At 57.9% G+C, this 26,561-nt stretch carries 27 protein-coding genes and 2 tRNA genes; 21 read left to right on the top strand and 8 right to left on the bottom strand.

Translation table 11 applies throughout. From position 1 onward, the window contains the following. Positions 1-53 precede the first annotated feature (53 nt). The 4 genes from GFR01_RS07330 to GFR01_RS07345 all read left to right on the top strand — a co-directional run bounded on the left by GFR01_RS07330 (position 54) and on the right by GFR01_RS07345 (position 5,644). On the top strand, positions 54-1,286 hold the full coding sequence (locus GFR01_RS07330) for a putative DNA modification/repair radical SAM protein (RefSeq protein ID WP_099181894.1): 1,233 nt from the start codon (positions 54-56) through the stop codon (positions 1,284-1,286). Beyond that, on the top strand, positions 1,286-2,728 hold the full coding sequence (locus GFR01_RS07335; RefSeq protein WP_099181895.1) for a UdgX family uracil-DNA binding protein: 1,443 nt from the start codon (positions 1,286-1,288) through the stop codon (positions 2,726-2,728). The genes GFR01_RS07330 and GFR01_RS07335 overlap by 1 nt, the downstream gene beginning before the upstream one ends. Before the next feature lie 247 nt (positions 2,729-2,975). Continuing rightward, on the top strand, positions 2,976-4,073 hold the full coding sequence (locus GFR01_RS07340) for an HlyD family secretion protein (protein WP_099181896.1): 1,098 nt from the start codon (positions 2,976-2,978) through the stop codon (positions 4,071-4,073). Continuing rightward, a complete protein-coding gene (locus GFR01_RS07345; protein ID WP_099181897.1) occupies positions 4,070-5,644 on the top strand; it encodes a DHA2 family efflux MFS transporter permease subunit in 1,575 nt (524 codons plus the stop codon). The genes GFR01_RS07340 and GFR01_RS07345 overlap by 4 nt, the downstream gene beginning before the upstream one ends. On the opposite strand, the gene GFR01_RS07350 is transcribed toward GFR01_RS07345, so the two are convergent. Beyond that, positions 5,638-6,306: a TetR/AcrR family transcriptional regulator gene (locus GFR01_RS07350; RefSeq protein ID WP_099181898.1), complete on the bottom strand. Its 669-nt coding sequence runs from the start codon at positions 6,304-6,306 to the stop codon at positions 5,638-5,640. The genes GFR01_RS07345 and GFR01_RS07350 overlap by 7 nt on opposite strands. Before the next feature lie 98 nt (positions 6,307-6,404). Here GFR01_RS07350 and GFR01_RS07355 point away from each other — a divergent pair, with 98 nt between their 5' ends. Next, complete coding sequence (locus GFR01_RS07355; protein WP_099181899.1) at positions 6,405-7,979, top strand: efflux transporter outer membrane subunit; 1,575 nt, start codon at positions 6,405-6,407, stop codon at positions 7,977-7,979. Between the two features lie 27 nt (positions 7,980-8,006). On the opposite strand, the gene fbaA is transcribed toward GFR01_RS07355, so the two are convergent. Then, positions 8,007-9,080 carry a class II fructose-bisphosphate aldolase gene (gene fbaA / locus GFR01_RS07360; RefSeq protein WP_099181900.1) on the bottom strand — a complete coding sequence of 358 codons (1,074 nt, stop codon included), beginning with the start codon at positions 9,078-9,080 and terminating at the stop codon, positions 8,007-8,009. A 162-nt stretch (positions 9,081-9,242) separates the two neighbouring features. On the opposite strand from fbaA, the gene GFR01_RS07365 reads away from it, so the two are divergent. The 6 genes from GFR01_RS07365 to rimI all read left to right on the top strand — a co-directional run bounded on the left by GFR01_RS07365 (position 9,243) and on the right by rimI (position 13,739). Then, positions 9,243-10,010 carry a response regulator gene (locus GFR01_RS07365; RefSeq protein WP_099181901.1) on the top strand — a complete coding sequence of 256 codons (768 nt, stop codon included), beginning with the start codon at positions 9,243-9,245 and terminating at the stop codon, positions 10,008-10,010. A 20-nt stretch (positions 10,011-10,030) separates the two neighbouring features. Further along, a complete protein-coding gene (locus tag GFR01_RS07370) occupies positions 10,031-11,383 on the top strand; it encodes an ATP-binding protein (RefSeq protein WP_063903205.1) in 1,353 nt (450 codons plus the stop codon). A gap of 96 nt (positions 11,384-11,479) precedes the next feature. Then, positions 11,480-12,043, top strand: a complete 564-nt coding sequence (locus GFR01_RS07375) for a NifU family protein (RefSeq protein ID WP_026017565.1) — start codon at positions 11,480-11,482, stop codon at positions 12,041-12,043. A 3-nt stretch (positions 12,044-12,046) separates the two neighbouring features. Continuing rightward, positions 12,047-12,685, top strand: coding sequence for a malonic semialdehyde reductase (locus GFR01_RS07380; protein WP_063903204.1), 639 nt, complete (start codon positions 12,047-12,049; stop codon positions 12,683-12,685). A gap of 5 nt (positions 12,686-12,690) precedes the next feature. After that, positions 12,691-13,302 carry a tRNA (adenosine(37)-N6)-threonylcarbamoyltransferase complex dimerization subunit type 1 TsaB gene (gene tsaB / locus GFR01_RS07385; protein ID WP_099181902.1) on the top strand — a complete coding sequence of 204 codons (612 nt, stop codon included), beginning with the start codon at positions 12,691-12,693 and terminating at the stop codon, positions 13,300-13,302. Continuing rightward, a complete protein-coding gene (gene rimI / locus GFR01_RS07390) occupies positions 13,299-13,739 on the top strand; it encodes a ribosomal protein S18-alanine N-acetyltransferase (RefSeq protein WP_099181903.1) in 441 nt (146 codons plus the stop codon). The genes tsaB and rimI overlap by 4 nt, the downstream gene beginning before the upstream one ends. On the opposite strand, the gene GFR01_RS07395 is transcribed toward rimI, so the two are convergent. Further along, positions 13,729-13,971, bottom strand: a complete 243-nt coding sequence (locus GFR01_RS07395; RefSeq protein ID WP_063903201.1) for a sulfurtransferase TusA family protein — start codon at positions 13,969-13,971, stop codon at positions 13,729-13,731. The two genes, rimI and GFR01_RS07395, sit on opposite strands and share 11 nt — an antisense overlap. 86 nt (positions 13,972-14,057) lie before the next feature. Between GFR01_RS07395 and GFR01_RS07400 the strand changes: the two genes are divergently transcribed. The 5 genes from GFR01_RS07400 (at position 14,058) to GFR01_RS07420 (ending at position 18,194) form a co-directional block, all read left to right on the top strand. Next, on the top strand, positions 14,058-14,468 hold the full coding sequence (locus GFR01_RS07400; RefSeq protein ID WP_063903200.1) for a MucR family transcriptional regulator: 411 nt from the start codon (positions 14,058-14,060) through the stop codon (positions 14,466-14,468). Positions 14,469-14,568: 100 nt separating this feature from the next. Next, on the top strand, positions 14,569-15,102 hold the full coding sequence (locus tag GFR01_RS07405) for a Fur family transcriptional regulator (protein WP_063903199.1): 534 nt from the start codon (positions 14,569-14,571) through the stop codon (positions 15,100-15,102). A 74-nt stretch (positions 15,103-15,176) separates the two neighbouring features. Then, positions 15,177-16,010, top strand: a complete 834-nt coding sequence (locus tag GFR01_RS07410; protein ID WP_174694694.1) for a GNAT family N-acetyltransferase — start codon at positions 15,177-15,179, stop codon at positions 16,008-16,010. Between the two features lie 55 nt (positions 16,011-16,065). Further along, complete coding sequence (gene lnt, locus GFR01_RS07415) at positions 16,066-17,595, top strand: apolipoprotein N-acyltransferase (protein ID WP_099181904.1); 1,530 nt, start codon at positions 16,066-16,068, stop codon at positions 17,593-17,595. Between the two features lie 68 nt (positions 17,596-17,663). Next, a complete protein-coding gene (locus GFR01_RS07420) occupies positions 17,664-18,194 on the top strand; it encodes a helix-turn-helix domain-containing protein (protein WP_099181905.1) in 531 nt (176 codons plus the stop codon). Position 18,195: 1 nt separating this feature from the next. Here GFR01_RS07420 and GFR01_RS07425 read toward each other — a convergent pair whose 3' ends face one another. After that, on the bottom strand, positions 18,196-18,858 hold the full coding sequence (locus GFR01_RS07425; RefSeq protein WP_099181906.1) for a protein-tyrosine phosphatase family protein: 663 nt from the start codon (positions 18,856-18,858) through the stop codon (positions 18,196-18,198). Positions 18,859-18,964: 106 nt separating this feature from the next. On the opposite strand from GFR01_RS07425, the gene GFR01_RS07430 reads away from it, so the two are divergent. Further along, positions 18,965-19,333 carry a hypothetical protein gene (locus GFR01_RS07430; RefSeq protein ID WP_099181907.1) on the top strand — a complete coding sequence of 123 codons (369 nt, stop codon included), beginning with the start codon at positions 18,965-18,967 and terminating at the stop codon, positions 19,331-19,333. A 118-nt stretch (positions 19,334-19,451) separates the two neighbouring features. Further along, positions 19,452-20,963 (top strand): methyl-accepting chemotaxis protein, encoded by a 1,512-nt coding sequence (locus tag GFR01_RS07435; protein WP_099181908.1) that lies wholly within the window; start codon positions 19,452-19,454, stop codon positions 20,961-20,963. Between the two features lie 14 nt (positions 20,964-20,977). Here GFR01_RS07435 and GFR01_RS07440 read toward each other — a convergent pair whose 3' ends face one another. From GFR01_RS07440 to GFR01_RS07450, 3 genes are read right to left on the bottom strand one after another with little or no spacing between them, the layout of a single operon-like run. After that, positions 20,978-21,163 (bottom strand): Trm112 family protein, encoded by a 186-nt coding sequence (locus tag GFR01_RS07440; RefSeq protein WP_063903192.1) that lies wholly within the window; start codon positions 21,161-21,163, stop codon positions 20,978-20,980. Next, positions 21,160-21,840 (bottom strand): LON peptidase substrate-binding domain-containing protein, encoded by a 681-nt coding sequence (locus GFR01_RS07445; RefSeq protein ID WP_099181909.1) that lies wholly within the window; start codon positions 21,838-21,840, stop codon positions 21,160-21,162. The genes GFR01_RS07440 and GFR01_RS07445 overlap by 4 nt, the downstream gene beginning before the upstream one ends. A 4-nt stretch (positions 21,841-21,844) precedes the next feature. Next, positions 21,845-22,789, bottom strand: coding sequence for a tetratricopeptide repeat protein (locus GFR01_RS07450; protein WP_099181910.1), 945 nt, complete (start codon positions 22,787-22,789; stop codon positions 21,845-21,847). Between the two features lie 214 nt (positions 22,790-23,003). Between GFR01_RS07450 and GFR01_RS07460 the strand changes: the two genes are divergently transcribed. The 3 genes from GFR01_RS07460 to GFR01_RS07470 all read left to right on the top strand — a co-directional run bounded on the left by GFR01_RS07460 (position 23,004) and on the right by GFR01_RS07470 (position 24,807). Continuing rightward, positions 23,004-23,078 (top strand) — tRNA-Gly (locus GFR01_RS07460). Between the two features lie 134 nt (positions 23,079-23,212). After that, positions 23,213-23,287 (top strand) — tRNA-Gly (locus GFR01_RS07465). 152 nt (positions 23,288-23,439) lie between these two features. Then, entirely contained in the window at positions 23,440-24,807 is a 1,368-nt protein-coding gene (locus GFR01_RS07470) for an FAD/NAD(P)-binding protein (RefSeq protein WP_145994562.1), read from the top strand. Between the two features lie 61 nt (positions 24,808-24,868). Here GFR01_RS07470 and GFR01_RS07475 read toward each other — a convergent pair whose 3' ends face one another. Next, entirely contained in the window at positions 24,869-26,401 is a 1,533-nt protein-coding gene (locus GFR01_RS07475) for a carbohydrate porin (protein WP_099181911.1), read from the bottom strand. Positions 26,402-26,561 lie beyond the last annotated feature (160 nt).

The following is a 26,561-nucleotide window of genomic DNA, read 5'->3' on the forward strand; positions in this document are numbered from 1 at the left end:
AAATTCCATGCAGTTCTTGCAATTTATCCATAAGAACGAAATAAGAACAAGGCATGAAGAAATCTCTGTCTGAACGTCTCGCGATTCTGTCCGATGCAGCGAAGTACGATGCGTCCTGCGCATCAAGCGGCTCAACGCGCCGGGACTCTGCGAAAACCGGTGGTCTGGGGTCCACAACGGGAAACGGGATCTGTCATGCTTACACACCGGACGGTCGCTGCATTTCGCTTCTCAAGATCCTGCTGACCAATTTCTGCGTGTACGACTGCGCCTATTGCATCAACCGTTCCTCTTCGAATGTGGAGCGTGCGCGCTTCACCCCAGACGAAGTGATCTGGCTGACGCTGGAATTCTATCGGCGTAACTGTATTGAAGGTTTGTTCCTCTCCTCAGGAATTATCCAGTCCTCCGATCACACGATGGAACAGCTTGTTCAGGTGGCGCGTGATCTGCGGCTGAAGCATGGTTTCCGGGGATATATTCATCTCAAGACCATCCCGGATGCATCCCCCAAACTTCTGGAGGAAGCGGGTCTGTACGCGGATCGCCTGTCCATCAATGTCGAAATGCCGACAGAAACGGGCCTCAAGGATTATGCGCCTGAAAAGGATGCAGGTGGCATCCGTCGTGCCATGGGGGACATGCGCCTCAAGATCGATGCCGCAAAGGAAAAAACGCACACCGGCCGCCGTGCGACACGATTTTCACCGGGCGGTCAGAGCACCCAGATGATTATCGGCGCCGATGCCGCTACCGATCGGGACGTGTTGGCCAGCAGTTCGGGGCTTTATGGGTCTTACGGATTGCGCCGGGTGTATTATTCGGCGTTCAGTCCCATCCCGGATGCGTCCGCCATCCTCCCGGTTCGCAGTCCGCCGCTGCAGCGCGAGCATCGGCTTTATCAGGCTGACTGGTTGTTCCGGTTTTATGGGTTTGAGTTTGGGGAACTGACGGCGTCACGGCCCGGTGGGATGCTGGATTTGGAGATTGACCCCAAACTTGCATGGGCGCTGGATAATCGTGCGCAGTTTCCCGTGGATCTGAACCGGGCGTCCAAGGAAATGCTGCTCCGGGTTCCGGGTCTGGGTGTGAAAACCGTTCAGGCTCTTCTGATGGCGCGGAAGCACAGGGCGATCCGCCTGGAAGATCTGGGGCGACTGAATGTGTCTATTAAAAAGGTGCGCCCATTTGTGAAGGGGGTGGGATGGAGCCCGGCGCGGCTGACAGATCGGCACGATTTGCGGACTTTGTTCCTGCCTGCGCCACAACAGATGAGCCTTCTTTGATGTCTGTTGTTATCACTGTGGCAGATACCAGCGCATTCGAGCCCTGGCGCCAGACTGCGCGCGCCGCCCTGCAGCGTGATGTTCCTCCCGAACAGATTGTCTGGCGTCTGCAAGGAAAGGACGCAGATCTTTTCTCCCGGGCAGAAACGACGTCTTTTGCTGGGGAGATCAGGCGGGACGTCAGATTGAAAGCCGCCAATCTGCCTGTTCTGAAAGATGTTCTGTGTCATTCCAGCCCGGAGCGGTTTGCCTTGGCGTATCGCCTGCTCTGGCGTCTGCAGGATGATCCGGATCTTCTGTCCATCCCCACAGATCCGGATGTTGGTCAGGCACGGCGCATGGTGCAGCAGGTTCGCCGGGCAGCACACAAAATGACCGCCTTCGTGCGCTTCCGGGAGCAGGACGCAGCAGAAAATGGCCGGCGCCGCTTCCTGTCATGGTTTGAGCCGGATCATCATGTCCTGGAGAAAGTCTCGTCCTTTTTTGCCAAGCGTTTCGCTGACATGGATTGGCTTATCCTGACGCCGCGAGGCTCCATAAGTTGGGATGGCGCCACGCTGAACTGCTCATTCACGCCGTGTGAAAAGCAGGCCCTTGAGGATGATGTCGAACGTCTGTGGCAGACTTATTATGCTTCGACCTTCAATCCGGCCCGGGTTCGCACAAAAGCCATGCGCAATGAGATGCCGCGCCGCTACTGGAAGAACCTGCCGGAAGCCGCCCTGATTCCTCAGCTTGTCGCAGAAGCTGAAAAACGCGTTGCGGAAATGGCCGCGAGGGAAGCGTTACCCGCGCCGAAATTCCATCAGGCCATTCAGGCCAGGCAGCGAGCCATCACCGTTCAGGAGCATGCTCCTGATGGAATGACGGAGCTCGCACAGGATATTCGCGCCTGCCGGGCCTGTTCTTTGCAGTGTCACGCGACACAGGCGATTGTGGGAGAAGGGCCGGAAACGGCAAAGGTGATGATCGTCGGGGAGCAGCCGGGAGATCAGGAAGATCTGGCGGGTCGTCCATTTGTGGGGCCTGCCGGACAGCTTTTAATGGGATGTTTGGAAGAAGTCGGCGTCGCCCGCGAGGCTCTTTACCTGACGAACGCCGTCAAGCATTTCCGTTTTACAACCAATGGCCGACGACGCATTCACCAAACGCCCGGTGTCGAGCATATTTCGGCCTGTCAGCCATGGCTGAAACGGGAAATTGCCTTGGTGAAGCCGAGACTGATTGTCTCATTGGGGGCAACGGCTCTACGGGCGATAAGTGGTCCGTCAGAGCGGTTGAAAGACGTCCGTGGCACGTTGCGTGCCCGTGAGGGTGAGGGCTGGGCGCATCTCAGCCTGGCTCATCCGTCTTGGATTCTCCGTCTCGGGCCAACGGACCAGGCGGAGCGGGAACGTCAGGCCCTGATTGCCGGGCTGAGGCAGATCAAGGGTGTTCTCTGAAAGAGACGCATTGTCAGAGGATTGCGCGGGCCCTTCGTTTGGAGAGTGGAAAATTTCTTTTTGTGAGGCTGGGACGAAAAAGAAAAAAGCATCCTCTCTGGAAAGGAAACGCATCAGTTTTTTCCGGCTTGAAGGCTGAGAGACGATATGTCATGGATGACCGAACCGATCGGTCAATAAGCCTCCTTCAGGCTCATTCTTCCAGCCGGTCACTTCGGACAGACCCGTTTAAAGCGAGAGAGACGATATGGCGCAAGGCGACCAGGCGCAGGCCGACCAGCAGTCCGGAGCGTCCGGAAAACCGCAGAAAAAGCGTAACCCACTTGTCAGGATCATTCTGATTCTGGTGGTTGTTCTGGTTCTGGTTGGAATTGGTCTGTACCTTTTCCTGACCCGCAACAACATCGAGACGGATGACGCTTATACGGCAGGCCGCAAGGTTGCCATCGCGCCGCATGTGAATGGCTATGTCACCCAGCTTCTGGTGAACGACAATCAGTATGTTCATCGTGGCGATCTGCTTCTGACCATCGATGACCGTGACTATGCCGCATCCCTGCACAAGGCTCAGGCAGCAATCCAGCAGGCCGAAGCCAACATGCAGGCCTACCAGCTTCTGGTTGAAGTAGCTCACAAGAACTTCCCGGGTCAGCTTGTGACGGCACAGGGTAATCTTTCAGCAGCGCAGGCCCAGTTGACGAAAGCCGAGGCGGACTACAAGCGCCAGCGCAGTGTTGCCCGTGCGGCGACGTCCCAGCAGGACATCGACTACGCCCGTGCAGCTCTTGAAGAAGCGCGCGCCCGCGTGGTTCAGGCTCAGGGTCAGTTGACTCAGGCAGAGCCGGTCAAGGCCAATGTCGCCAATGCTGATGCCCGCGTTTCACAGGAGCAGGCCAATCTTAAATCTGCCCAGGCGTCTCTGGAGCAGGCTGAACTCAACATGGAATGGACGCAGGTCCGCGCCCCGAACGATGGCTGGGTTTCCCAGCGTAGTGTCGAGCGCGGCAATTTCGTCCAGACCGGGCAGCAGATGTTCTCGATTGTTGAGCCGGAAGTCTGGGTTGTGGCCAACTACAAGGAAACGCAGCTGACACACATGCGTCCGGGCCAGAAGGTGGATATCGAAGTCGATGCCTACCCCGCACTCAAGCTGCAGGGCCATGTGGATTCCATCCAGCTCGGCTCAGGTGAATCCTTCAGCACGTTCCCGCCGGAAAACGCGACGGGTAACTTCGTGAAGACGGTACAGCGTATTCCGGTGAAGATCCTGATCGACAGCGGTCTTGATCCGCATCTTCCGCTGGCTCTTGGTATGTCTGTTGTTCCCACGGTCTATGTGAAATGAGCGATACTGCCGGGCATCAGGACTGGAAACCCAGTCATAATCCGTGGCTTGTGGCCATTACGGTCACGCTGGCGGCCTTCATGGAGGTGCTGGACACCACCATCGTCAACGTGGCGCTGCCACACATCGCGGGATCGCTCGGCAGTTCCTATGACGATGCCACGTGGGCGTTGACGTCCTATCTCGTGGCAAACGGTATCGTTCTGACGATTTCCGGCTGGCTCTCGCGGCTGTTCGGGCGGAAACGATACTTCCTCATCTGCATCACCATGTTCACAGTGTCGTCCTTCCTGTGTGGGCTGGCGACATCCCTACCCATGCTGGTGGTCTTCCGATTGATGCAGGGCTTCTTTGGTGGCGGTCTGCAACCCAGCCAGCAGTCCATCATTCTGGATACCTTCCCGCCTGAAAAACGAGGCGCGGCGTTCGGGATGACGGCTATCGCAACCATCGTCGGCCCTGTTCTCGGCCCGATGCTGGGTGGCTACCTGACGGACAATTTCTCCTGGCGCTGGATTTTCTTCGTCAACGTGCCGTTCGGTATTCTGACAGTCATGGCCGTTACGGCCTTCGTGGAAGATCCGCCGTGGGAGAAACAGAAGCGTGAAAAGATTGATGTAATCGGCATCAGCCTTATTACGCTAGGGCTGGGTTGTCTTGAAGTCATGGTCGATCGTGGCGAGGATGATGACTGGTTTGGCTCGAACTTCATCATCACCATGGCTGTTCTGGGTGTGATCGGCGTTCTCGGTGCGATTGTCTGGCTCTGCTATGCCAAGGACCCGCTGGTGAAGCTGACGGTCCTGAAAGACCGGAACTTCGCCACGGGCATGTTCCTGATCTCGATGGTCGGTGCAACACTGTATGCTTCTGCTATTATTGTTCCGCAATTTGCGCAGCAGGTGCTTGGTTATACGGCCACCACGTCTGGTCTGCTGCTTGCCCCAGGTGGGGTCGCGGTGATTTGCCTGATACCAATTGTTGGTCGCCTTATGAAGGTTATTCAACTGAGGTATCTGATTGCTTTCGGGTTTTTCTGTATGGGCATGGCTATGTTCCAGGCTGCCCATCTGTACGCGGCAATCGATTTCAAACACCTGATGTTTTATCGAATCAGCCAGACTGCTTCGCTGGCTTTCCTTTTCGTGCCGATTTCAACGATTGCCTACTCGACCCTCCCGCGCGAGCTGAACTCGGACGCCTCCGCCCTGTTCAGCATGGCGCGAAACTACGTGGGATCCATGGCCATCTCGCTGGCAACAGCGGCGATTATCGAGACCCGGCAACGACACCAGAACTACGTGACCGACAACATGACGCCAGGGCGGCAGGAGTTCACGAACTACATCAACCATGCCCAGACCGTAGGTGAAGCGCATGGGCTGACACCTGCCGCCGCGCACACATTTGCCATTCATCGCCTGTTCCTGGACTTCACGTCCCAGATCTCGATGCTGGCCTACAACGAGGTGTTCCGCTGGATTGGCATCATTGCGATGTTCGTCGTTCCGCTCTGCTTCCTGCTGTCACCCAACAGCACGAAGAAGACGAAACCGGCGGGAGGTCACTGATGATCCGGACCGTATATTTTCATGAACGAGTTAGCAGTCACGCCGGCAAGTCGGCTGATGGCCTCCGGGCTGTCATCGACAGGCAGCATGAGCCGGCGGCGATGAACGATGCGGGCCTGGCACAGGATCATGAGCTGTTCGGCCGCAAAATCCGGATCTTCGATCACGAGCTCACCGGCATCGCTGCGGCGACGAAGCCAGTCGGAGAGATTGTGCAGGGTTCTCCCAAAGCCATAGCGCCAGAACGCATCAGCAAGGTTCGGGAACTTTCCCGCTTCGCCGACAATGATGCGGTACAGGTCCATGGATGTGGGATTGAGCATCATTTTGATGGCAGTTTCCGCAAGACGCCGCAGAGCCGTGTGAACGTTCTGCCCCTCTTCGCGGGAAATGGCCTCAATGGGGGCAAGCTTGGTCTTGCTGCGCTCTTCGAAAAAAGCGGAGAACAGGGACGCCTTGCCATCGAAGTGATTGTAAAGCGTGCCCTTCGAGACACCGGCTTCCCGCGCAATCTGGGACATGGACGCGCCTTCGTACCCGCTCGCCAGAAAAACCTTTTCCGCACCTTGCAGGATCTGCTCGCGCTTGGCGCGCAGCTGACACAGAGAGGCACTGCTTTCGTCGGGCGTGCTCTGAGTGTGGGTGTCAGGCGTGCTGGTCATGAGGGGACAGGGTCCTTTTATGGTTTTTCTACCGTCTCCATTATGCTGACCGAACTGGTCGGTCACCGCAAGATCATTTCCGTTTCAGGAGTTTCTTTGTGAGCGCAGCCTTTCTGTCCCGCGCGCTGCTGTCAGGCTGCGCCCTTGTTGCTCTTTCCGGCTGCCTGCGGGTCGGGCCGGAGTATCATGAACCCCATCCCTGGTCGGCCGCGCATTATGCCGACCATATGGCGGGTGCTCCTGACAGTGTGACAAGCGAAGCCGAAGCCGCCAGCAAGTGGTGGACGGTCTTTAATGATCCGGAACTGGCATCGCTGGAAGACCGGCTGGTTCAGCAGAACCTGTCGTTCCGCCTGGCTACCGCCAATCTGGCACAAAGCCGTGCCCAGCTTCTGATGGCTGGCGCCGAGCGTTTTCCTGGCCTGAGTGCGTCGGGCTCCTATACCCGCAGCCAGTACAGCACGAAGGAGATGCAGGAAGTTATCAGTCGGGTAGGGGGGAGTATCTCCAAATCTGATAACGGTCTTCTGGGCGGCCAGGGCACCAGCCTTATCGACGGTGCGGCCAGCGGTGCAACCGTTCCGCTGCTCAACCAGTGGAAGACGTCCATTGATGCCAGCTACGAAATCGATCTCTGGGGCCGCGTTGCGCATCAGTATGATGCTGCAAAAGCCGACCTGCAGGCGACGGATGAAGAACGACGTTCCGTTCTGATTGCCCAGCAGGCGGATATGGCACACGGCTATATGACCCTGCGTGGAGATCAGAAACGTCTGAAGGTTCTTCAGGCGAATCTTGGAACGCTGAAGCAGATCGTGGATATTTCCCAGAGCCGCTATCACAGCGGTCTGGTGACGGAAGTGGATGTGGATTCCGCTCAGGCTCGTCAGCATGACACCGAAGCGCAGGCCGCACAGCTTCAGCAGGGCATTGCGCAGGAAGAGAACGCGTTGGCGTTGCTGCTGGGCGCGCCTCCGGGTAGCCTGAATGCAGAGCTGGAGAAGGATGCCGGTGTTCCGGTTGTGCCGCCGGTTGTGCCCGTTGGGCTTCCGTCCGAACTGGCCCATCGCCGTCCTGACATCCGTGAGGCCGAGGCCAAGCTGCGCGCGGCTGTTGCACAAGTCGGCGAGGCGACAGCGGACTTCTATCCGAAGATCACCATTAATGCTGATTTCGGTTTCCAGACCCTGTCATTCCGTGATCTTGGATTCTGGAATGCCCGCGCATGGAATGTTGGCCCTTCCATTTCCCTGCCTATTTTTCAGGGTGGTCGTCTGCGTGGTCAGCTTGAGCTGAAGAAATATGCCCAGAAAGCTGCGGCGATTTCCTATCAGCAGACGGTCATTCAGGCCTGGCATGACGTGGATAACGCGTTGATCGCCTATCGTGACGAGCAGCTTCGTCATCAGGGTCTGGAGCGTGCGGTGAATGATAACCGCAAGGCGCTCCAGTTGGCCCAGAGTCAGTATCGCAGCGGCCTGACTAACTATCTGAACGTGCTGAATGCACAGGGCCAGCTACAGTCCGCCGAGATGAGCCTTGCGGACAGCGATGCAACCGTCGCGACCAATCTGGCCCGTCTTTACAACGCTCTTGGCGGCGGCTGGGAAGAGATTGTCCCGGCACAGGACGTCACCAAAACGAAGCTTGCTTCTGCAACACCGGGTCCCTGAGACCCGGCGCCTCAAGCCGGAGCTGTTTCAGCTCCGGGCGATGGACTTGCCTTTGGAACCGAGGATTTCAAAAGCCTCACCCATACGCTCCACGATGGACTTCTCGCCTGCGCGAAGCCATTTGCGAGGATCGTAGAGAGACTTCATGGGCTTGTCGGTAGCCGGGTCGATCTGGTGCTGGAAGGCAACCGGATGCGCGCTGACATAAGAGCCGACACCATGGGCAAAGGCGAACTGGATGTCCGTGTCCAGATTCATCTTGAAGGTGCCGTAAGCCACGGCATCCCGGATTTCTTCCAGACTTGAGCCGGACCCGCCGTGGAAGACTAGCGGCAGCGGCTTCGGACCGCTTCCGCTGGCTTTCTGCACGGCATCCTGTGAATTCTTCAGGATTTCCGGGCGAAGTTTGACGTTACCGGGCTTGTAAACGCCATGAACGTTGCCGAAAGACGCGGCGATGGAGACCATGCCAATAGGCGAGAGCAGTTCCCAGGCTCTCAGCACGTCTTCCGGCTGGGTATAGAGATGCGCATTGTCCGCACCTTCTTCCAGATCATGGCCGACGCCATCTTCCTCGCCACCTGTGACGCCCAGTTCGATTTCCAGACCCATGCCGAGAGGCGCAAGGCGCTTCAGCAGTTTTTCGGAAAGGGCAAGATTGTCGTCGAGAGTCTCAGCAGAGAGGTCGAGCATGTGGGATGAGAACAGCGGCCGCCCGGTAGCCTTGAATTCTGCTTCGCTGAGGGAGATCAGATCTTCAAGCCAGGGAATCAGCTTACGATCGGCATGATCGGTATGAAGAATGACGGCGACGCCGTATTCCTTGGCCAGCAGATGAACATGATGGGCCATGGAAGCCGCGCCGAGAACACGGGCGCGGTGTGCGTCCGGCAGCCCTTCACCCGCAAAGAAGCGGGCGCCACCGTTCGAAACCTGGATAATGACGTCTGAGCCGTTGGCTGCGGCGGCTTCCAGAACGGCATTGACGCTGTTGGTGCCAACGACATTAATTGCGGGAAGGGCATATCCGCCGTCCCTGCATGCTTGAAGAAGAGTTTTGTAGTCGGCGCCCGTTACGACGCCGGGAGAAACGCTTGTCATGAGAGACTCCGGTCGAGTGGCAGGAACCCTGGTAGGCCGCTCCTGCGTTTCATGTATTGTAAGCTAGAAAAGTCTTTCCGTCATGAGCGCTCAAGATAAGGGAACAGTTCCAGCCCAGATTTGTTGCTTGTAGTGTTTGCCCCGCTGCGATTATGGAAAAGTATGGTGCCAAATCTTTCAGATCCCGATCTTCCCGCCCGTATCCTTGTTGTCGAAGATGACGCAGGCATGCGTACCCTCATTCTGCGTGCATTGCAGGGCGGCGGCTTCCGCGCCCGTGGTGTAGCCAGTGGAGATGAGATGTGGGCCGCCCTTGAGGTGGCTCCGGTCGATCTCATCATCCTTGACATCATGCTGCCTGGAACAAACGGCATCGAGCTGTGCCGTGCGCTTCGCGGTGGCCAGGGGGCAAGCCACCCTGACGAAACCCCACCTTCCCAGGTGCCCATCATCATGGTCTCTGCCCGTGGTGAAGAGCGTGACCGTGTCATGGGTCTCGAAACCGGTGCGGACGACTATGTGCCCAAGCCTTTCGGTCAGCGCGAACTGCTGGCGCGTGTGCGTGCGGTCCTGCGTCGTGGCAGCCCGGGCACGGCAGCGCCAGAGAAGGTTCGCCGCGAAAAACTACAGTTCGCGGGCTGGACGCTGGACCTTCGCCGTCGCGAACTGACGGACCCAAGCGGTGCGACAGTCGATATTTCCGGTGCTGAACACGATCTTTTGACCAGCTTCCTCGACAACCCGCAGCGCGTCATTGCGCGTGATCGTCTGCTGGAACTGTCCCGCACCCGTCTGGGGGATGTTTCTGATCGCAGCATCGACGTGCTCGTCAGCCGCCTTCGTCGCAAGCTGGGCTCTGACGCTGATCAGCTGATTCGCACGGTGCGCGGGTTGGGCTATATTTTCGTGGCCGAGGTTGAACGGGTCTGAACATTCAGAATCGGATCCTGCTGTGGCCGCTTGGTCTGGTCGGTCGTGTCTGCGTCGTCCTGACCGTAGCGGTCACGCTGGTCTTCCTCGCCAATGCCGTTTTTTATGGCGAGGCTGAAACCTACATTGTTGATGATGTGCGGATTGCACAACTCGGAGAGGCTCTCAGCACCGATCTGCGCGTGCTGGCTGCTGCACCCGTCACGCAACGCTCCTTTCTTGCAGTCATGCTTTCGGGGAGCGAGCTGAGCGTTGCCTGGCAGCCTGCAACATCCATGCCCCGTCTACCGGGTCATCGCCCGCAGGTTTTGCTGGATCTGACGCAACGTCTGATCAAGGATGACCCTATCCTCGCGCAGGCCCAGCTTGATCTTTATACTCTGGGAAGTGGATCTCCCGATGTTCTGGGAGCAGAGCGTCTCCCTGATGGAAGCTATATCCATTTCCGCGTACCGGGATTGCTGGGGCGGCACCATTTTACGCGCGGTCTGGCTTCGGCAGCGATTGCGGCCTGTGCTGTGGCGATCGCGGCAACCATGCTCATTCGTGGTCTGAGTATGCCGCTGCGGGCTCTGGCATCCGTGGCAGACAAGATTGGTTCCAATGAAACCTGGGTGCCCCTTGCTGAGCGCGGTCCCCGGGAAGTTCGCGGTGTTGCGCGCGCCATCAATGCCATGCAGCGTCGTATTCAAAGCCTCATCAATGATCGAACGCAGGCTCTGGCCGCAGTGTCTCACGATCTGCGGACTCCCCTCACGCGACTGCGGCTGCGGTGCGGCTTCCTGAATGATGGAGAGGCACAGGCCGCCATCGAATCGGACCTCGATGAGATGGAGGGGATGGTAAATGGCATTCTCGCCTATCTCGCTGGCGCTGATGATCCGGAAAAACCAAAGACCATCAATATTGTCGCCACACTGACGACCCTCGTGGATGACCATGCCGACCATGGCAAGGATGCCCGCTATGAAGGCCCGGACCGTGCGCTGGTCCGTGTCCGGCCGCTGGCTATCAAGCGCGTCTTGTCCAACCTGATCGAGAATGCCCTGAATTACGGAGGCAATGTTCTGGCTACCCTCAAGGTGCGGGACGATGGCTCCATAGAAATTGCCATTCAGGATAGTGGCCCCGGCATTCCTGAAAGCGAATACGAGCGTGTTCTGACGCCGTTTTATCGTCTCGAGGGTTCACGCTCCCGCCAGACGGGCGGGATCGGGCTGGGATTGGCCATCGTAACCCGCGAGATTGCCCGGGAAGGCGGCTATCTGCGTCTCGGGCGGGGTGATGCCGAGAAAGGTTACGGGGGGCTCTGTGCGACGATTGTCCTGCCGCCTGCGCGCAAGCCGAACATCGGAGCACGTCCGCAGGTTTGAGAGGCAGGAAGTGGGACTACATTAGTCCAGACCCTTGCGCCCACGGCTGAAGTGGCACATGTCAGGGACGGACTGGACACTGAGGACATGACGACGATGTTCATTGAAACCGAAGATACCCCGAATCCCGCAACGCTGAAGTTCCTCCCGGGGCGACCCGTGACAGGTGACTCGCGTACGGTCGATTTCGGAGAGGCCTCAGCTGCTGAAGGTCGTTCTGAACTGGCTGAAACGCTTTTTGCCCTGCCGGACGTCAAGCGCGTCTTTCTGGGGAGTGATTTCGTATCCATCACCAAGGCGCCGGACGTCAGCTGGGGGGACATGAAGCCAGTCGTGCTCAGCACGCTCACGACGTTCTTCGAGAGTGGGAAAGCCGTGCTGGCTGGTGGTGACGAAGCCCTGAAATATGACGTTGCGCCGGAAGATGCCGACGTTGTGGTTCGGATCCGTGACCTTCTGGACACGCGGGTCCGTCCGGCTGTGGCCGGTGACGGTGGCGATATCGCATTCCGTGGTTACAAGGACGGCATTGTTTATCTCACAATGCAGGGGGCCTGTTCCGGCTGCCCGTCTTCCCGCGCGACGCTGAAGCATGGTGTTGAGAACATGCTCCGTCATTACGTGCCGGAAGTGCAGTCCGTTGAGCAGGTCGAGGACTGATCCATGGATGACCAGACGTCTCTCCCCGTAACGGACCATCTGGTTTCTGGCCCTGTGCCGGGAGCCGAGGCCCTGTTTACACAGGCCCGAACACCACGGGCATTTTCCCCGCGGGCTGTTGGGGAAGACGTCTTGCGGCATCTGTATGATCTGGTGAAGCTGGGGCCGACGTCCGGCAACTGCTCGCCCGGGCGCTTCGTGTTCCTCACCACGCAGGACGCCAAGGAGCGCCTGCGTCCTGCGCTGTCACCGGGGAACGTGGCGCGGGCAATGGACGCACCCGTTCTGGCCGTTGTCTGCCATGATCCGTTGTTCTTCGAAGCCCTCCCACGCCTTGGGAGCGATGAAGGCCTGCGGGACTGGTTCGCGGCGGATGTCGGCCTGTCCGAAGAAACAGCGTTCCGGAATGGCACGCTGGAGGGCGGCTATCTCATTCTCGCTGCCCGGATGCTGGGTCTTGCGGCGATGCCAATGTCGGGATTTGATTCCTTCATGGTGGAAGACGCTTTGCTGACCGCCTCAGGCTGGCGGGCAAACTTCCTGATTGGCCTTGGGTACCCAGCGGAAAACGAGCCGCATCCAGACCATGCTGAACCCCGTGCCCCGCGTCTGGACTTTGGTGAGGCGTGTCTGTGCCTGTGAGGACTGTGGTTTTCAACGGCGCGGGCGCAGGGACGGGAACAACCAATCTTATTGCTCTTGTTGAAGACGGACGGGTCGTTGCGGAAAAGCTTTTGACTGGGCGAGGGGCATCCGAACATTTTGCTCCCGCTTTGCGATCCCTTCTTGAAGAAGGGCAGTGGGCAGCGGCGCCGGATGCGGTCGTAGCCGTGATCGGGCCCGGTTCTTTTACGGGTCTGCGGGCTTCCCTGTCCCTTGCGGCTGGATTGGCTGCTGGTTGGAACTGCCCAACCATTGGCGTCACTCTGGGGGCTGCCATCAGGGCTACGCTCGGTCGGTCGGATGTCACCTGTGTCAGTCTTGCACGGCGAGGCCGGTTCTTTGTTGATCCTCCGAGTGGACCAGTCTTTGCCATCTCTGCTGATGATCTGGATGCCACCTCGTTTTCCGCCATCGCGGGAGATGGTGTTCAGGAGCGATCCTCCTGGTTGTGCCCTACGATAGACTGCGTTGCCCCGGATGCGTTGGGAATTGTTCGTGCAGCAGAGGGGCAATCTGCGAGCCCCCTAAGTCCGCTTTACGTTGACCCGCCCGAAGCCAAGCCGCCTGCGGCCGGACTGCGCCCGCTCCCACAATGACGAATTCAAAACCTGGACAGACCTTTCAGAGGCTGGGTGTGGAGGGCGCGCCTTTGCTGGCGGCACTGCATGCGGAGGCGTTTCAGGGCGGTGAGATCTGGGACGAGGCTTCTTTCGCCTCTCTGCTCACTGTCCCGGGAGCAGAGGCGCTTGTGGTCTCCGTTGACGAGCAGCCTGCTGGGTTCATTCTGACCAGAACCATTCTGGATGAAACGGAAATCCTTACGCTCGCCGTTCGCCCCCGCTTCCAGCGACTGGGGCTTGGGCGTCGGCTGGTGGAGGCCGTTCTTCCAAAAGGGAAAATATTTCTGGAAGTATCTGTAAGTAACAACGCTGCGAGAAGTCTCTACTATGCCTGTGGTTTTGTTCAGGCTGGTCTGCGGCGTGGTTATTATCAGGATGGAAGTGATGCGATCGTTATGATCTCTAGGATTTGATAATGAGAAGATAGTAAAAATCATCGTCTTCATTGACGTGATTTTCTTCGACTATCTCATGTCCAAGTGCTCGAACGGCGGAAGACACATTCCGTTTTGGCTCTTCACCTTTGACTAAAACCCTGAGTTTTTGCCCCGAAGTCATGGCATCAAGACGGGCACGGACGTAAACAGTCGTCATTGGGCAACGCTTGTCTCTTACATCAAGAAGAAATATTTCATATTTTGTCATTTCTGGTCCGCACCTTGTTTTTGCTTGATACTAGTCAAAAGTCACTGATAGAGAACTGTCCGTTTCCGGATGAAGGACTTTATACTATGTCGCAAGAGACTGCAGACCTAGATCTGCGCCACCTGACTGCGCAGATCGTTACCGCTTATGTATCCAGCCATGACATCGGAGCCGATGCGCTTCCGGCGCTCATTCGCTCGGTGCATGAATCCCTTGCGAATGTTGACGTGCAGGAAGAAGCACCGGTTGAGAAGCCGGTACCGGCCGTGCCGCCTCGCAAGTCGGTATTCCCCGACTACATCATCTGCCTTGAAGACGGAAAGAAGCTGAAGCTGCTTCGTCGTCACCTCAAGACAGCATACAACATGACGCCGCAGGAATACCGCGAGCGCTGGGGCCTGCCGCCGGAATATCCGATGGTTGCTCCGAACTACGCAAGCCACCGTTCCTCACTGGCTCGCAAGATTGGTCTTGGCCGCCGTCGCGACGACGACTGACCATGTTTCCCGGCTTCCTGACCCTCATCCGCAGGAAGCCGGTATTTTTATTTGCATCTCTGATTGGACAAATGGTCCGTTTTTCGGCTAGGCCGCTGTTATGGTCGTAGATACGAAAGTCGCGGACAGACGCACCCGCACGCAAGGTCGGAAGCCAGCCGGTTCCGCCGTTGTGGATGATTCGCCCATTGCCCGCCTCTGTGTGGAGAATGGCCTGAAGATGACAGGACAGCGCAGGGTGATTGCCCATGTTCTGTCTGAAGCCGACGATCACCCCGACGTCGAAGAGCTGTATCGCCGCGCATCGGCCATAGACAGCCGTATTTCCGTGGCCACGGTGTATCGAACCGTTCGTCTGCTGGAAGAAAAAGGTATCCTTGAACGCCGTGATTTCGGCGGTGGACGTGCCCGTTATGAAGCCAGCGACAGTGGCCATCATTATCATCTGATTGACGTGGATAGTGGCCGGGTCATCGAATTCGAAGATGACGAGCCCGTCCGTCTTCTGACGCAAATCGCACAGCGTCTTGGATTCGATCTCGTGTCTCATCGTATTGAACTGTTCGGGCATCGACTGGAAAAAGAGACCCCGAAGCGGCCGCTTCCCAAGAACAGGAACAAGAGCGACACATGAGCATCAACCCGGCCGAGGACAAAAACTCAGCGCCAGCCCATTCGCTCGTCAGCAGTGAAGAAACGCTGAAGCAGATGGAGACTCTCTCCACGCTGGCCCTGAACCGCGATGGCGGCTTTCAGGAGCTTCGGGGAGGTTCCCTGGGTGTACGGATTGCGGAGACCGAGGCTGAGCGTGATGCCGCACAGGCTCTGCGCTACAAGGTGTTCTTCGAAGAGCTTGGTGCTCACCCTGACGAACGCACGTTCCGCACAAAGCGTGATGTGGACGAGTTTGACGAAGTTGCGGATCATCTTCTCGTCATCGATCACAGCATTGGATCGGGTGCAGAAGGGGTTGTGGGCACCTATCGTCTGCTCCGCTCGGATGCTGCCGAGAAGATTGGCCGTTTCTATACGTCGTCCGAATACGACATCTCGACTCTGACGGAATTTCCGGGACGTTTGCTGGAAGTCGGACGCTCCTGCGTCGCGCGCGAGCATCGTGGTCGTTCGGCCATGCAGCTTCTGTGGCGCGGCATTGCCTCCTATATTTTCCTGCACCGTATTGACGTCCTGTTTGGTTGCGGAAGTCTGCCGGGTACGAACCCGGACGCAGTGGCCGACCAGTTGACCTATATGCATCACAACCATCTGGCTCCGCCGGCGCTCCGTATCCGCGCTCTGCCGGATCGCTATGTGGAAATGCTGCGCGTTGATCCCCATACGCTGGATCACCGCGCATGCCTGAACAAGCTGCCGCCGCTCATCAAGGGGTATCTCCGTCTGGGCGGATATGTGGGTGACGGTGCAGTGGTGGACGAGCAGTTCAACACGACTGATGTTGCCGTTCTGGTGAAAAGCGAGCTTCTGGCGGACAAGTATTACCGTCACTATGAGCGCCGCCTCCGGGACGCTCTCGACTCCTGACATCCCTGCTGACGGTCCGGGCCCTTATGGTCCGGCCGTTTTTCCATTTTGATGGATGGTCGTCTTCATGACTTCGACGCTCCCTGTTCATGGCTGGCGACTTGCTGGTCTGATGGTGCTTGCAGGGGCGTTCGCGGCCCTGTCCCTGCCGCCTGTCTGCGCGCTTTTTACGCTGCCTCTCGGGCTTCTGGTTCTATACCGGGCGGCTGAGGACGCTGCGTCATGGAAAGGCGCTGCCCTGTATGGCTTTCTGTTCGGGATGGGCTTTCACACGGCGGGTCTTTACTGGCTGACAAATGCCATTCTGACGCGTGTGCATGAATTCTGGTGGATCGTTCCGTTCGCGTCCCCCGGTGTCTCGCTGATCATTGCGCCACTGATCGCTGTTCCGGCTGTTTTGTGTCGTCTGGTTCCGGCGGGCTGGCGGCGTGTTCTGATGTTTGGTGGAAGCTGGACTGTCGTCGATATGGGGCGGGTCCTGATCTTCTCCGGCTTTCCCTGGAACCCGCTGGGGAGCGATCTGGAGCTTCCGGGGCGGATTGGTGACGCGCTGATCCAGCCGGCTTCAGTTCTGGGTGTGGATGGGCTGACGCTGGCGCTGGTTCTGGCCTCTCTGGCGATCTTCCGTGGCCGCAGAGCGGCTCTTCTGGTTCTGGCGTGTGCTGTTCTCTGGATGGGGGCAGGGTTCTGGCGCCTGTCTGCTCTTCAGCCGCTTCCGGTGATCAACCCGCGTGCCGTGCTGGTGCAGGGCAATGTCCCGGAAACGGAAATCATCGACCACAAACAGAGCGTCGAGAATTTCCGTCGGTATGTCCGGATGACGGCACAGGGCGTTCAGCAGGCTCGACTGATGGGAGACGACAGGTCGAGTGTTGTGATCTGGCCGGAATCAGGCTTTCCGGGTCTGCTGGATGAAGATGACCTTGCCCGGCAGATCATCGCGCATGCGGCCGGCGGTGCGCCGGCGATGATTGGCTCCGACCGGGAAGAGAACAATCACTGGTACAACAGTCTTGAAGTCGTGGACCAGGACGGGAAGATCGCTGCGATCTATGACAAGAGCCGTCTTGTGCCGTTTGGCGAATACCAGCCCTGGATTTTACCATTCAATGTTTTGCCCGGTGTGCTGACCCCGGGCCCGGGGCTGAAAACCTGGACCATGCCAGACATTGGCAAAGTGGGGCCGATGGTCTGCTACGAGATCATCTTTTCAGGGTCTGTGGTGGCACCTCATGATCGGCCGGACTGGCTTGTCACCATCTCCAACGATGCCTGGTACGGAAACAGCGCGGGTCCTCGCCAGCATCTGGCGACGGGGCGTATGCGCGCCGTTGAAGAGGGGCTTCCAGTTGTTTTTGCAAACAATACAGGCATTTCGGCGTTCTATGACGGAGCCGGTCATGAAACGGCCAGACTGGGCTGGGGAAAGACAGATGTGCTGGTGAGCAACATTCCATCCCCGCTACCGCCCACCGTCTTTTCCCGGTACGGGCGGGCAACTCCGTTGGGTCTGTCGATCTTCTGCATTCTGCTTGCATTCTGGCCGCGTCGGCAACCTGCGAGAGCATCGGTTGCAATGCGTTAAAAAGGTTAATATTGACAATCTAGGGTTGTTATATTTACTTTCTCTTTCTTGATTGGGAAGGGAACCACATGACAATCGGTCACGGTAAGGGCGAGCCCAAGAGTGCGGCCGCTGCTGGGCCAGTAGACGTGCATGTGGGAAACCGTATCCGTCTGCGGCGGACCCTTCTTGGACTGTCGCAGGAGAAGCTTGGTGAGGCGCTTGGCCTGACCTTCCAGCAGGTTCAGAAGTACGAGCGTGGCGCCAACCGTGTGGGGGCCAGCCGCCTGTACGATCTGGCGCGTGTTCTGGATGTGCCAATCGGCTTTTTCTTTGATGACATGCAGGACGGGATACAAAAGCCGTCTGCTCCGCCGGCGCCAGCCTTTGCAACCGGATTTGCGGAAACACAGGCGACTTTTGGCGGCCCTCCGCCAAAGGCCGCCGCTCCCGTACCGCCGCGTCTTTTCGATCTCCCGGTCGACGAAGCGGCGCTTTTCAGCCGTCGGGAGACGGTTGATCTTGTAAGATCCTACTATCGCATCCCGGACCAGTCCGTCCGCAAGCGGATGCTAGATCTTATCCGGACGCTTGGCGCGCCCGACGACAAGGCTGCCTGAGTTACTCCCTGCGCAGAATACTGTCGTTCAGGAAGGATGAGATCTTTCCGGCTTTGAAGTCTGCGCGCAAACGATCTTCATCGTATTCTGTGCGCACCCAGTCCATGAACGGCAAGCGGCCTTCAGCCTCGGCGCGGTAGCGCAGGAAGAATGCGTCCAGAATGCCGGTTCTGGAGCGGTTGAAATGACCAAAGCGCCAGTGAAGCTGCTTCAGGGCATCCGTTGCCGTTCCGTCTTCAAACATGGTCACCAGCCCTGACGCCAGGCCCGCACGGTCTGCGCCGGACTTGCAGTGCATCAACATCGGGAACTGAAGCGTCTGATACATGTCGTAGAAGCGCAGGATACGGTCCTTGTGTGGAGCGCCACGGCTTTCAAAGGCCATGTCCAGATGTGTCAGGCCAACCTGCTGGCTGGCCCTGCGTGACAGGGCATCAGAGCCGCATTTGCGGTGCCCCCGCAGATTGACCAGCGTCTTCAGATGCAGACGCCGGCTGAGGCTCCGCAGACGCGCGGGCGTAGGATGATTGCAGCGCCACACCTTTCCCGGGACGACCTCTGAAAGGTTTGTCCAGCCAAGGCGGAAAATGGAATGGTCCACGAACAGACTGTCCCACCAGGCGCGTCTCAGATCGGCGGCAGAGGTAATGCGGCCTTCAAACATCAAAGGGGATCCTCGACTGTGGGTGCCTGATGAAAGGCGTATGGCTGCGGTGTGTCCCATCCCGGACGGGGATGCGTCAACCGCGGAAAAGTGCTAATATCGTGGCATGCGCTGGCTTTCTCTTTTCCTTACGTTGTCCTGCCTTTCATTGGGGGGATGTGGTGTCGGTTCCATGTTCGATGGCCCGGCTGCAGACATGACCGCTTTGCCGCCTCCTGGTGCCGGTCCGGATCGGGGAGATCATCACAGGCGTCGTCCGCACCCGAGTGGCATGTCCTATGCCGACGATGCGCCTGTCATGCCCATGCCGCCGGGAGGCATGAGTGAGGATAGTCGCCCGCGTGACACAACTGGCCCATCTTCTGAAGGTGTAAGCTTCGGCACAGGTGGCGCCGGAGGCAACACGGCGGATATTACGCCCCGACCTTCCGTCCCGGACACGGAAGTGTCCTATGGTCAGAACAGCGGCAATTAGCCTTCCATCTTAACTCTGTCGTTGCCTGACGGTGTGGTCTTCATGATTGCGTAACCTTTGATGTGCTAGGGCGAGGGCCGTCCTTCCTCCGGACCGAGTGACGCCTTGGAGATCAAAGATGACCGATCAGGTCGCTACAGATATTAAAGAACGTCTCGCTTTTCTGGGCATTGGTGCTGCGGAAAAAGCCCTGATCAGCCGTATTGGTCATCAGGTGCGGCAGACGCTGAGGCCCGCGTTGGATCGGTTTTATCGCCGGATTGATGAGACGCCCGCGCTGTCCCGGCTTTTCTCTAATCCAAGCCACCAGAAGTCCGCTCGTACCCAGCAGGAAAAGCACTGGAGCCGCATTCTCGATGGCGACTTCGGTCCTGACTACGTTCAGAGTACGAAGGCTATTGGGAATACCCATGCCCGGATTGGTCTGGAGCCTCAGTGGTACATTGGAAGTTATGGGCTACTGCTGGAAGGGATTGTTTCAGAGTTTCTTCAGGAAGCTTGGCCGAAGCCGCAGAAGGGGCTTTTTGGACGCCTTTTTCGAAAGTCTGACCCTGCGCTGCCTGTTGAAGAGGTCACACGCAGAACAGGTCTTCTCATCAAGGCAGCGCTTCTGGATATGGAGCTGGGCCTTCAGACCTATACGCTGAACCTGGACGGACAAGAGCGGTCAAGGGCTGAGAAAGAGCGGACGGAAAGCCTGACAACGCTCTCTGAAGCTCTTGCGGACGCCCTTGAGCGTATGGCTGGGGGCGATCTGGTGCAGGAAATTGATCCGGCACTGGAAACCGAGACAACGCGGATGAGTGGTGCCTTTCAGAGCGCCTGTAGTGGTTTGAGCCATATTGTCCATGCTGTGCGGTCGACGTCTGGCATGGTGGAACATCGTGCGAGAACGCTGAATGGTTCTTCGGAAGATGTCGCCTGCCGGATCGCAGAGCAGGTGCAGGCACTGGGGACAGTGTCGCGCAACATTACGGAGCTGACGGCGTCCGTGAAGGAAGTGGCCGAAGAGGCCCGGCAGGCGGACGAAACGGTAGAGGCCTGTTGTCAGGAAACCGGGCAGGGCACGGACATCGTCAATCGCACGGTCGAAGCCATGGCCAAAATCTCCGAGTCTTCGGCTCAGATCGTGCAGATCATCAGCGTCATTGATGAAATTGCCTTCCAGACAAATCTGCTCGCTTTGAACGCTGGCGTGGAAGCTGCGAGAGCGGGCGATGCTGGTCGGGGTTTTGCAGTCGTCGCGCAGGAAATTCGTGCGCTGGCACAGAGATCGACCACGGCAGCGCGCGAGATCAAGGAATTGATCAGCAGTAGCATGGAGGACGTCGAGCGGGGTGTACAGATGGTCGACGAGACAGGCTCGGCACTCGAGAACATCAGCACATCCGTGAACCGGCTGGGAGAGGCGGTCGGAGAGATTGCGTCTGGTGCAGAAGAACAGGCTCAGCGGATCATGGATATCAACGCCAGCACGACCCAACTCGAAGCTGTTACGAAAACCAATGCGGCCATCGTGCAGGAAATGAGCGGCTCCAGCCAGGAACTGGTTGGAGATGCTGCAGAGCTGATGAAAATCGTCACGAACTTCAAGGTCCGCGAGGATCAGCCTGCGCTCTCACAAGCCTGAGCCGCTTTGGCGCGTCAGTCCGAGAGGTGGCGCGCTTCTTCCGGGAGCATGATGGGGATGCCATCCCGAATCGGGAAGGCCAGCTTTGCGCGCGGGCTGATAAGCTCCTGTGTGTCCCGGTCATAGGTCAGAGGGCCTTTGGTTACCGGGCAGACCAAAAGGGACAGGAGGCGGGGGTCAAGTTCAGCGTTCATGATCATTCCATGCCCTTTGCCAGAAGATCCAGCAAGACCCCGGCGCGATCGTCCAGTGTGCCGGCTTCCAGAAGGGCCTGTTTCTGTGTGGGGCTGAAAGGCACCAGCATGGGAAGGACAACAAGAAGCATCTCGTCATCCATCTCGTCGATCAGGGACCAGTCTGTCTGGAGTTCATGGGCTGTCAGATACTCTTTCAGCCGGCTGAGCAGTCTGGACCGGTTGAGGGGTGAGGGGTCATTTTCCACCAGATCCGAGAAGAATGGCGATGCATCGATAGCCCCTTCGCGCCAGCCGCGACGTGTCAGGCCTTCCATGAGAAGTCGGAAACGGGTCACGCCCAGCAAAGTCACGGAGAACGTTCCGTCCGGATGCTCCGTGAAACTGGTGATGCGCCCGAGCGTGCCGATGTCGTGCAGGACGGGAAGAGGATCATCCTCGTCTTCCTCTTGCGGCTGGATCATTCCGATCAGCCGACGCTCGGCCAGTGCATCTTCCAGAAGGGCGACGTAGCGCGGCTCAAAAACATTGAGAGGGAGTTGTCCTCCCGGCAGCAGCATCGCCCCTGATACCGGGAAAAGCCCGACACGAGGGGGAAGATCCGCCAGCGTCAGCTCCGTCAGGGCCGGAACCCTGCGGGGAATATCGCTGAGATCCACGAATGTATCAGGCGTCCGGGTCATAGGCTCACGCGAACAGGAGGGAGGACAGTTTGCGACGGGCGGTAAGGGTAATGGGATCAGTATGGCCCCAGGCTTCAAAGAAGCGCAGGAGTTCAGCTTTTGCAGCGCCTTCGTTCCAGTCCCGATCCTTGCGAATGATCCCGAGCAGAACGTCAGCGGCTTCAGTACGTTGACCGGAAGCGTTCAGGGCGGCCGCCAGTTTCAGGGCGACGTCAAAGTTCGAAGGGTCAGCTTCGGCCTGCTGACGCAGACTGTCCAGTTCGGACGCAGCTTGGGCCCCTTCTTTTTTGAGTGCCAGAGCGGCACGGGCCCCGGTAATTTCCGGGTGAGCGTTCAGCTTTGCCGGAATCTGGCCAGATGCTTCTTCTGCGCCTTCGATTTCATCGAGTGCCAGAAGCGCGCGCAGCATTCCGCCCCACGCTTCTGGATTTTCAGGTTCAACATCCAGAAGCTGTGCATAAAGTTCCAGGGCTTCTGCAGGCTGGTTCTCAGCGAGTGCTTTCTTGGCTTCAGCAAGAAGATCGGCTGATGGCATCGCGCCCCCTGCCGCTTTCAGGAGAGCTTCGACAAAGCGGCGAATTTCACCCTCTGACTGCACGCCCTGGAAAAGGTCCAGCACCTGTCCTTTCCAGAATGCGACAACCAGTGGAATCGACTGAAGGGGCAGACCCATCTGGGCGAGCTGGGCTGCGAGGGACTTGTTGGCTTCGACATCCACTTTGACAAGGCGAACCCGCCCGCCTGTCGCGCGGATGACCTTTTCAAGAACGGGTGTGAGCTGCTTGCAGGGGCCGCACCATGGAGCCCAGAAATCCACCAGAACGGGTGTCTGCTGACTGGCTTCGACAACTTCCGCCATGAAAGTCGTCTGGTCGGCGTCGACGATATGGGCTGTGGCTCCCTGTGACGGAGACTGGCCGATCAGATGTTCGTCAAAAGTGCTGCTCATGAAAGGGAGGCCATCCTGCTGGAGAAATCTGTTTCCCCGAAAGATCGGGGTTGATGCGGATCAGTGCAAGAGGACTTTGGCTGGGGCAGGGGGAATGGCTCTGGAAAAGACGGACGATCATCATCAAAGTGAGAGAAATGGGAAATTCGTTTGTCAGGCTTATTTTCCCTCTTGCGCGGTTTCTGAAGTTCGGTAATAACACCGCCCACGGAACGCGGGTGTAGCTCAGGGGTAGAGCACAACCTTGCCAAGGTTGGGGTCGTGGGTTCGAATCCCATCACCCGCTCCAGTTTGAAAAAGACGCCTTCGGGCGTCTTTTTTCGTTTCCGGCACCGGAGATTTGACCCATCAGGAAAATGCTTTTCAGAGCGTCTTTCCTCTTGCGGACTCTGCCGGTTTCCGTCATAAGCCCCAACACGGAGTGCGGGTGTAGCTCAGGGGTAGAGCACAACCTTGCCAAGGTTGGGGTCGTGGGTTCGAATCCCATCACCCGCTCCAGTTTGAAAAAGACGCCTTCGGGCGTCTTTTTTCGTTTCCGGACCACTCGATGGTCAGGATGTGGCGTTCTGTTACGATAAAAATCGCATGGTTGCAGGAAATACCCCGATGATCAGGGTCTTCTTTGGCCCTGAACCAAGCGATTCATTCCTGTGAAAAATTCTGACCCTGCCTGTCCGGTCATTGCCATCATCGGTGCCGGTGCCAGCGGTACGCTTCTTGCGTGGCGTCTTTGGAAAATCGGAGTAGAGGCAAAGGTCGTCGTTATTGGGGATGCTCCGGAACCTGCGCTTGGTCTGGCGTATGGTACGCGCTGCTCTTCCCATTTTCTGAATGTCTGCGCCTCGGGAATGAGTGCATTGGCGGAGGATCCCCACCATTTCCTGCGCTGGGCGCAATTGCATCATGATCCGGACGTTCAGGCTGGAAGCTTCGTGCCGAGAATGGTGTATGGGCAGTACCTGTCCAGTCTATGGAAAGAAACTGCAGCAGATTATGTGCACGGGCATGTTCTGACTTGCGACAGAACGCCTTCTGGATGGCGGCTTGTTCTGGCGGATGGGCAAATTCTGCAAGCATCCTATGTTGTGCTCGCCACAGGAAATTTTGCGCCCGCCAGCCTGTCGGATCCACGGCGCCAGGTACCGGGGTACTATCCGTCTGCGTGGCAGAACGACCTTTATGCCCGTATTCAGCCAGATGATGATGTGGCCCTGATTGGTACCGGCCTCACAGCGGTAGACGTTCTGATGCGTCTGCGGGAACAGGGACACAGAGGGCGCATCACGGCCATCTCCCGGCATGGATGGTATCCGACGTCTCACGCAGCAGGTTTGTCGGGTGACTCTCAGGTTGTCTTTGCTGAGACGGCTCCGACAGCGCGTGCCTATCTTGCCGCGTTCCGTCAGTGCTTGCGGAGCGGCATTCCCTGGCGAAGCGTGGTGAATGCGCTCAGGTCTCAGACGAATGCCTTATGGGATCGCCTTTCCTGGGAAGAGAAGCGTCGTTTCTCACGCCATCTCCAGCGACGCTGGGATATTGTGCGGCATCGCATGGCTCCCGCTCTCCGGGAACAGATTGATGCAGACATTCAGTTGGGCACCCTGAGGACGCTCAAGGGGCGTGTGGAGCAGGTGTCGGGAGTGGCGGATCGTGTGCGGCTCAGTATTCGGGGCAGGAACGGGCTGTCGTCCCTGACAGTTGCTCACGCTGTGAACTGTACCGGCCCAAGCCGCGATTACAGGGCTGTGGGATCGGCCCTTTTAACAGGCCTGCTGGAACAGGGCGTTGTGCAGCAGACACCTTTAGGGGGACTGGTCTGCAATTCTGCGGGTGCGTTGCAGGATGAGACTGGGAGCTGGAGCACAACGCTTTATGCGCTTGGTCCCATGCGGTGGGGTGCCCTGTTCGAGACAACAGCCATTCCGGAAATTCGTCAGCAGGCTGCGGAACTGGCGCATTTTCTTGTTGAACAGGTGGCTGGTCTGGATGTGCGGTTCGAGCCCGTTAACGGGAACTGAATAAAAAAAACGGCCAGTCAGGAGAACCTGCTGGCCGCTTTCCGGGACGTATATGTCCGGCTTAGAAGAACTGGATATGGCTCTTGAAGCCAAGCATTGCAGCATTGTGCAGAGCTGCCTGACCGCCGGGGCGGAAATAGTACTGGAAGTCAGGTGCGAAGGTCACACCGCGCATCACATGAATACGGTAGTTCGCTTCAAGCACTTCGCCGTAGCTCTGAATGCCGTAGGAGCCGTTCATCAGGGCCATGCCACGGGCAAGCTGGAGGCGCTGGGTGTCTGACACGCTGTTAGGAACACGGACATAGGTGAAGTTCACACCGATGCCGTCCAGAGGGCGTGCCTTCCAGAAGCCACTGTCCACGAAGCCGATTTCATACTGCTGCGCGCGCGTCTGGGTGCGCGGGCTGTTGGCGTAGAAGCCGCCCAGCACGACGAGGCCAGCATCCGGATTGCCGGGTGTGTGATGGCGGAAGAGCATCTGGTCAGCCAGAAACCAGGCAGCCCAGGAGTAATTGACTGTTCGCTGGGCCAAGCCGGTTACGACATACGGATTTCCGTTAATGTCATAGTAGTTGTCCTTGTGGGGCGCGTTGTCGATGGCGTAGCCGACCTTGTAGTGGCCCGGCAGATGGTCCTTGCCGAACAGCGGCTCCCAGCCAGCCTCCACCGGCACGGCTTCGCCATTGATGTCAGATCCATTGAACTTGAAGCCTGTCCGGTACTGGACGTTCCCGTAGATACCGGCCTGCGCGAAATACACACCCGTCTGGATATAGGTGCTTTTCGTCGGGCGAACGCGGATACGCGTTGCCCACACGGCATCCGGGTAGGATGAGTGGGTCGTGTTGTCGGACGATGCCTTCGGGTTACCGCAGAAGGCATTGTTCTGGAAGTTGCAGTACAGTGGGTTGGCGGAGAAGTCGTTCAGGAACGGGATACGCCCGGCGGCGATGTCAAAATGACCGTTTCCGAGCGTTTCTTCGCCGTAAGCATAAACAAGGTGAACCACCACGTTGCCGCCGGCGCCGTAGATTTCGGAGCTGGGGTTGAGGTTGTCACCAAACATGCGGCTGGCAGGAATACCGTAACGGCCGACAACGACGGCATGGGTTGAGAACCCGCGGATACCAGCGAGCTTTTCCCAGTCGATATCGTTCTCAAGGCTGTACTGGCCAGCATTGCTGCTGCCCTGGCGCAGTCCATAACCAGGTGTTGGTTTGGTAATTGCGCCGGTATATTCGTTTGTATTGTCCATCATCAGCGCAATACCACGATCACGCAGCCACTTGTTCCAGCCGAAAGGATTGGTCAGCAGCGCTTCCGGCTTTGGAAGTGGCGGAACCTGTTCCTTGTCGAAGGACAGAATGGTGAGCGGTGTATTAACGCGTGCGCTGGGGTTTTCCGAGTTCTGATCCGGCCAGTCCATGACCGTGATGGGCGCGAGGACGTGAACTGTCGTGAGCTTTTTTCCAGTCGCTGACTGGACGACGGTCGTGACAGGTGCAGGAGCTGTGGCCGCGCCTTCAGCTGCGGCGATAGCGGGCGTAAGCGAAACCGCACAGGCTGCGGCATAGAGATGCAGGCGAGACAAGTCTCTTATCCTCGGGTATCAGGTTGCGAGATCTTCGTAACACTTTATCGGGGATAAAGAACAGAGATTGTGAGATAAAAATCTCAAAAATCACGTTCATATGATACGAGCTGTGCTTTTTAAGGAACAAACACAGCTTGTACCAGAGAAAAGAAGTTGT

Origin of the sequence: Gluconobacter frateurii, assembly GCF_002723955.1 — a bacterium.
In the GTDB taxonomy this organism is placed as follows: Bacteria; Pseudomonadota; Alphaproteobacteria; order Acetobacterales; family Acetobacteraceae; genus Gluconobacter; species Gluconobacter frateurii.

Excerpts from the sequence above, each read along its gene's own strand:
- GFR01_RS07330 (WP_099181894.1), top strand. The coding sequence starts at position 54 with ATGAAGAAATCTCTGTCTGAACGTCTCGCGATTCTGTCCGATGCAGCG.
- GFR01_RS07335 (WP_099181895.1), top strand. The coding sequence starts at position 1,286 with ATGTCTGTTGTTATCACTGTGGCAGATACCAGCGCATTCGAGCCCTGG.
- GFR01_RS07340 (WP_099181896.1), top strand. The coding sequence starts at position 2,976 with ATGGCGCAAGGCGACCAGGCGCAGGCCGACCAGCAGTCCGGAGCGTCC.
- GFR01_RS07345 (WP_099181897.1), top strand. The coding sequence starts at position 4,070 with ATGAGCGATACTGCCGGGCATCAGGACTGGAAACCCAGTCATAATCCG.
- GFR01_RS07350 (WP_099181898.1), bottom strand. The coding sequence starts at position 6,306 with ATGACCAGCACGCCTGACACCCACACTCAGAGCACGCCCGACGAAAGC.
- fbaA (WP_099181900.1), bottom strand. The coding sequence starts at position 9,080 with ATGACAAGCGTTTCTCCCGGCGTCGTAACGGGCGCCGACTACAAAACT.
- GFR01_RS07365 (WP_099181901.1), top strand. The coding sequence starts at position 9,243 with ATGGTGCCAAATCTTTCAGATCCCGATCTTCCCGCCCGTATCCTTGTT.
- GFR01_RS07375 (WP_026017565.1), top strand. The coding sequence starts at position 11,480 with ATGTTCATTGAAACCGAAGATACCCCGAATCCCGCAACGCTGAAGTTC.
- GFR01_RS07380 (WP_063903204.1), top strand. The coding sequence starts at position 12,047 with ATGGATGACCAGACGTCTCTCCCCGTAACGGACCATCTGGTTTCTGGC.
- rimI (WP_099181903.1), top strand. The coding sequence starts at position 13,299 with ATGACGAATTCAAAACCTGGACAGACCTTTCAGAGGCTGGGTGTGGAG.
- GFR01_RS07395 (WP_063903201.1), bottom strand. The coding sequence starts at position 13,971 with ATGACAAAATATGAAATATTTCTTCTTGATGTAAGAGACAAGCGTTGC.
- GFR01_RS07400 (WP_063903200.1), top strand. The coding sequence starts at position 14,058 with ATGTCGCAAGAGACTGCAGACCTAGATCTGCGCCACCTGACTGCGCAG.
- GFR01_RS07405 (WP_063903199.1), top strand. The coding sequence starts at position 14,569 with ATGGTCGTAGATACGAAAGTCGCGGACAGACGCACCCGCACGCAAGGT.
- GFR01_RS07410 (WP_174694694.1), top strand. The coding sequence starts at position 15,177 with ATGGAGACTCTCTCCACGCTGGCCCTGAACCGCGATGGCGGCTTTCAG.
- lnt (WP_099181904.1), top strand. The coding sequence starts at position 16,066 with ATGGTCGTCTTCATGACTTCGACGCTCCCTGTTCATGGCTGGCGACTT.
- GFR01_RS07420 (WP_099181905.1), top strand. The coding sequence starts at position 17,664 with ATGACAATCGGTCACGGTAAGGGCGAGCCCAAGAGTGCGGCCGCTGCT.
- GFR01_RS07425 (WP_099181906.1), bottom strand. The coding sequence starts at position 18,858 with ATGTTTGAAGGCCGCATTACCTCTGCCGCCGATCTGAGACGCGCCTGG.
- GFR01_RS07430 (WP_099181907.1), top strand. The coding sequence starts at position 18,965 with ATGCGCTGGCTTTCTCTTTTCCTTACGTTGTCCTGCCTTTCATTGGGG.
- GFR01_RS07435 (WP_099181908.1), top strand. The coding sequence starts at position 19,452 with ATGACCGATCAGGTCGCTACAGATATTAAAGAACGTCTCGCTTTTCTG.
- GFR01_RS07440 (WP_063903192.1), bottom strand. The coding sequence starts at position 21,163 with ATGATCATGAACGCTGAACTTGACCCCCGCCTCCTGTCCCTTTTGGTC.
- GFR01_RS07445 (WP_099181909.1), bottom strand. The coding sequence starts at position 21,840 with ATGACCCGGACGCCTGATACATTCGTGGATCTCAGCGATATTCCCCGC.
- GFR01_RS07450 (WP_099181910.1), bottom strand. The coding sequence starts at position 22,789 with ATGAGCAGCACTTTTGACGAACATCTGATCGGCCAGTCTCCGTCACAG.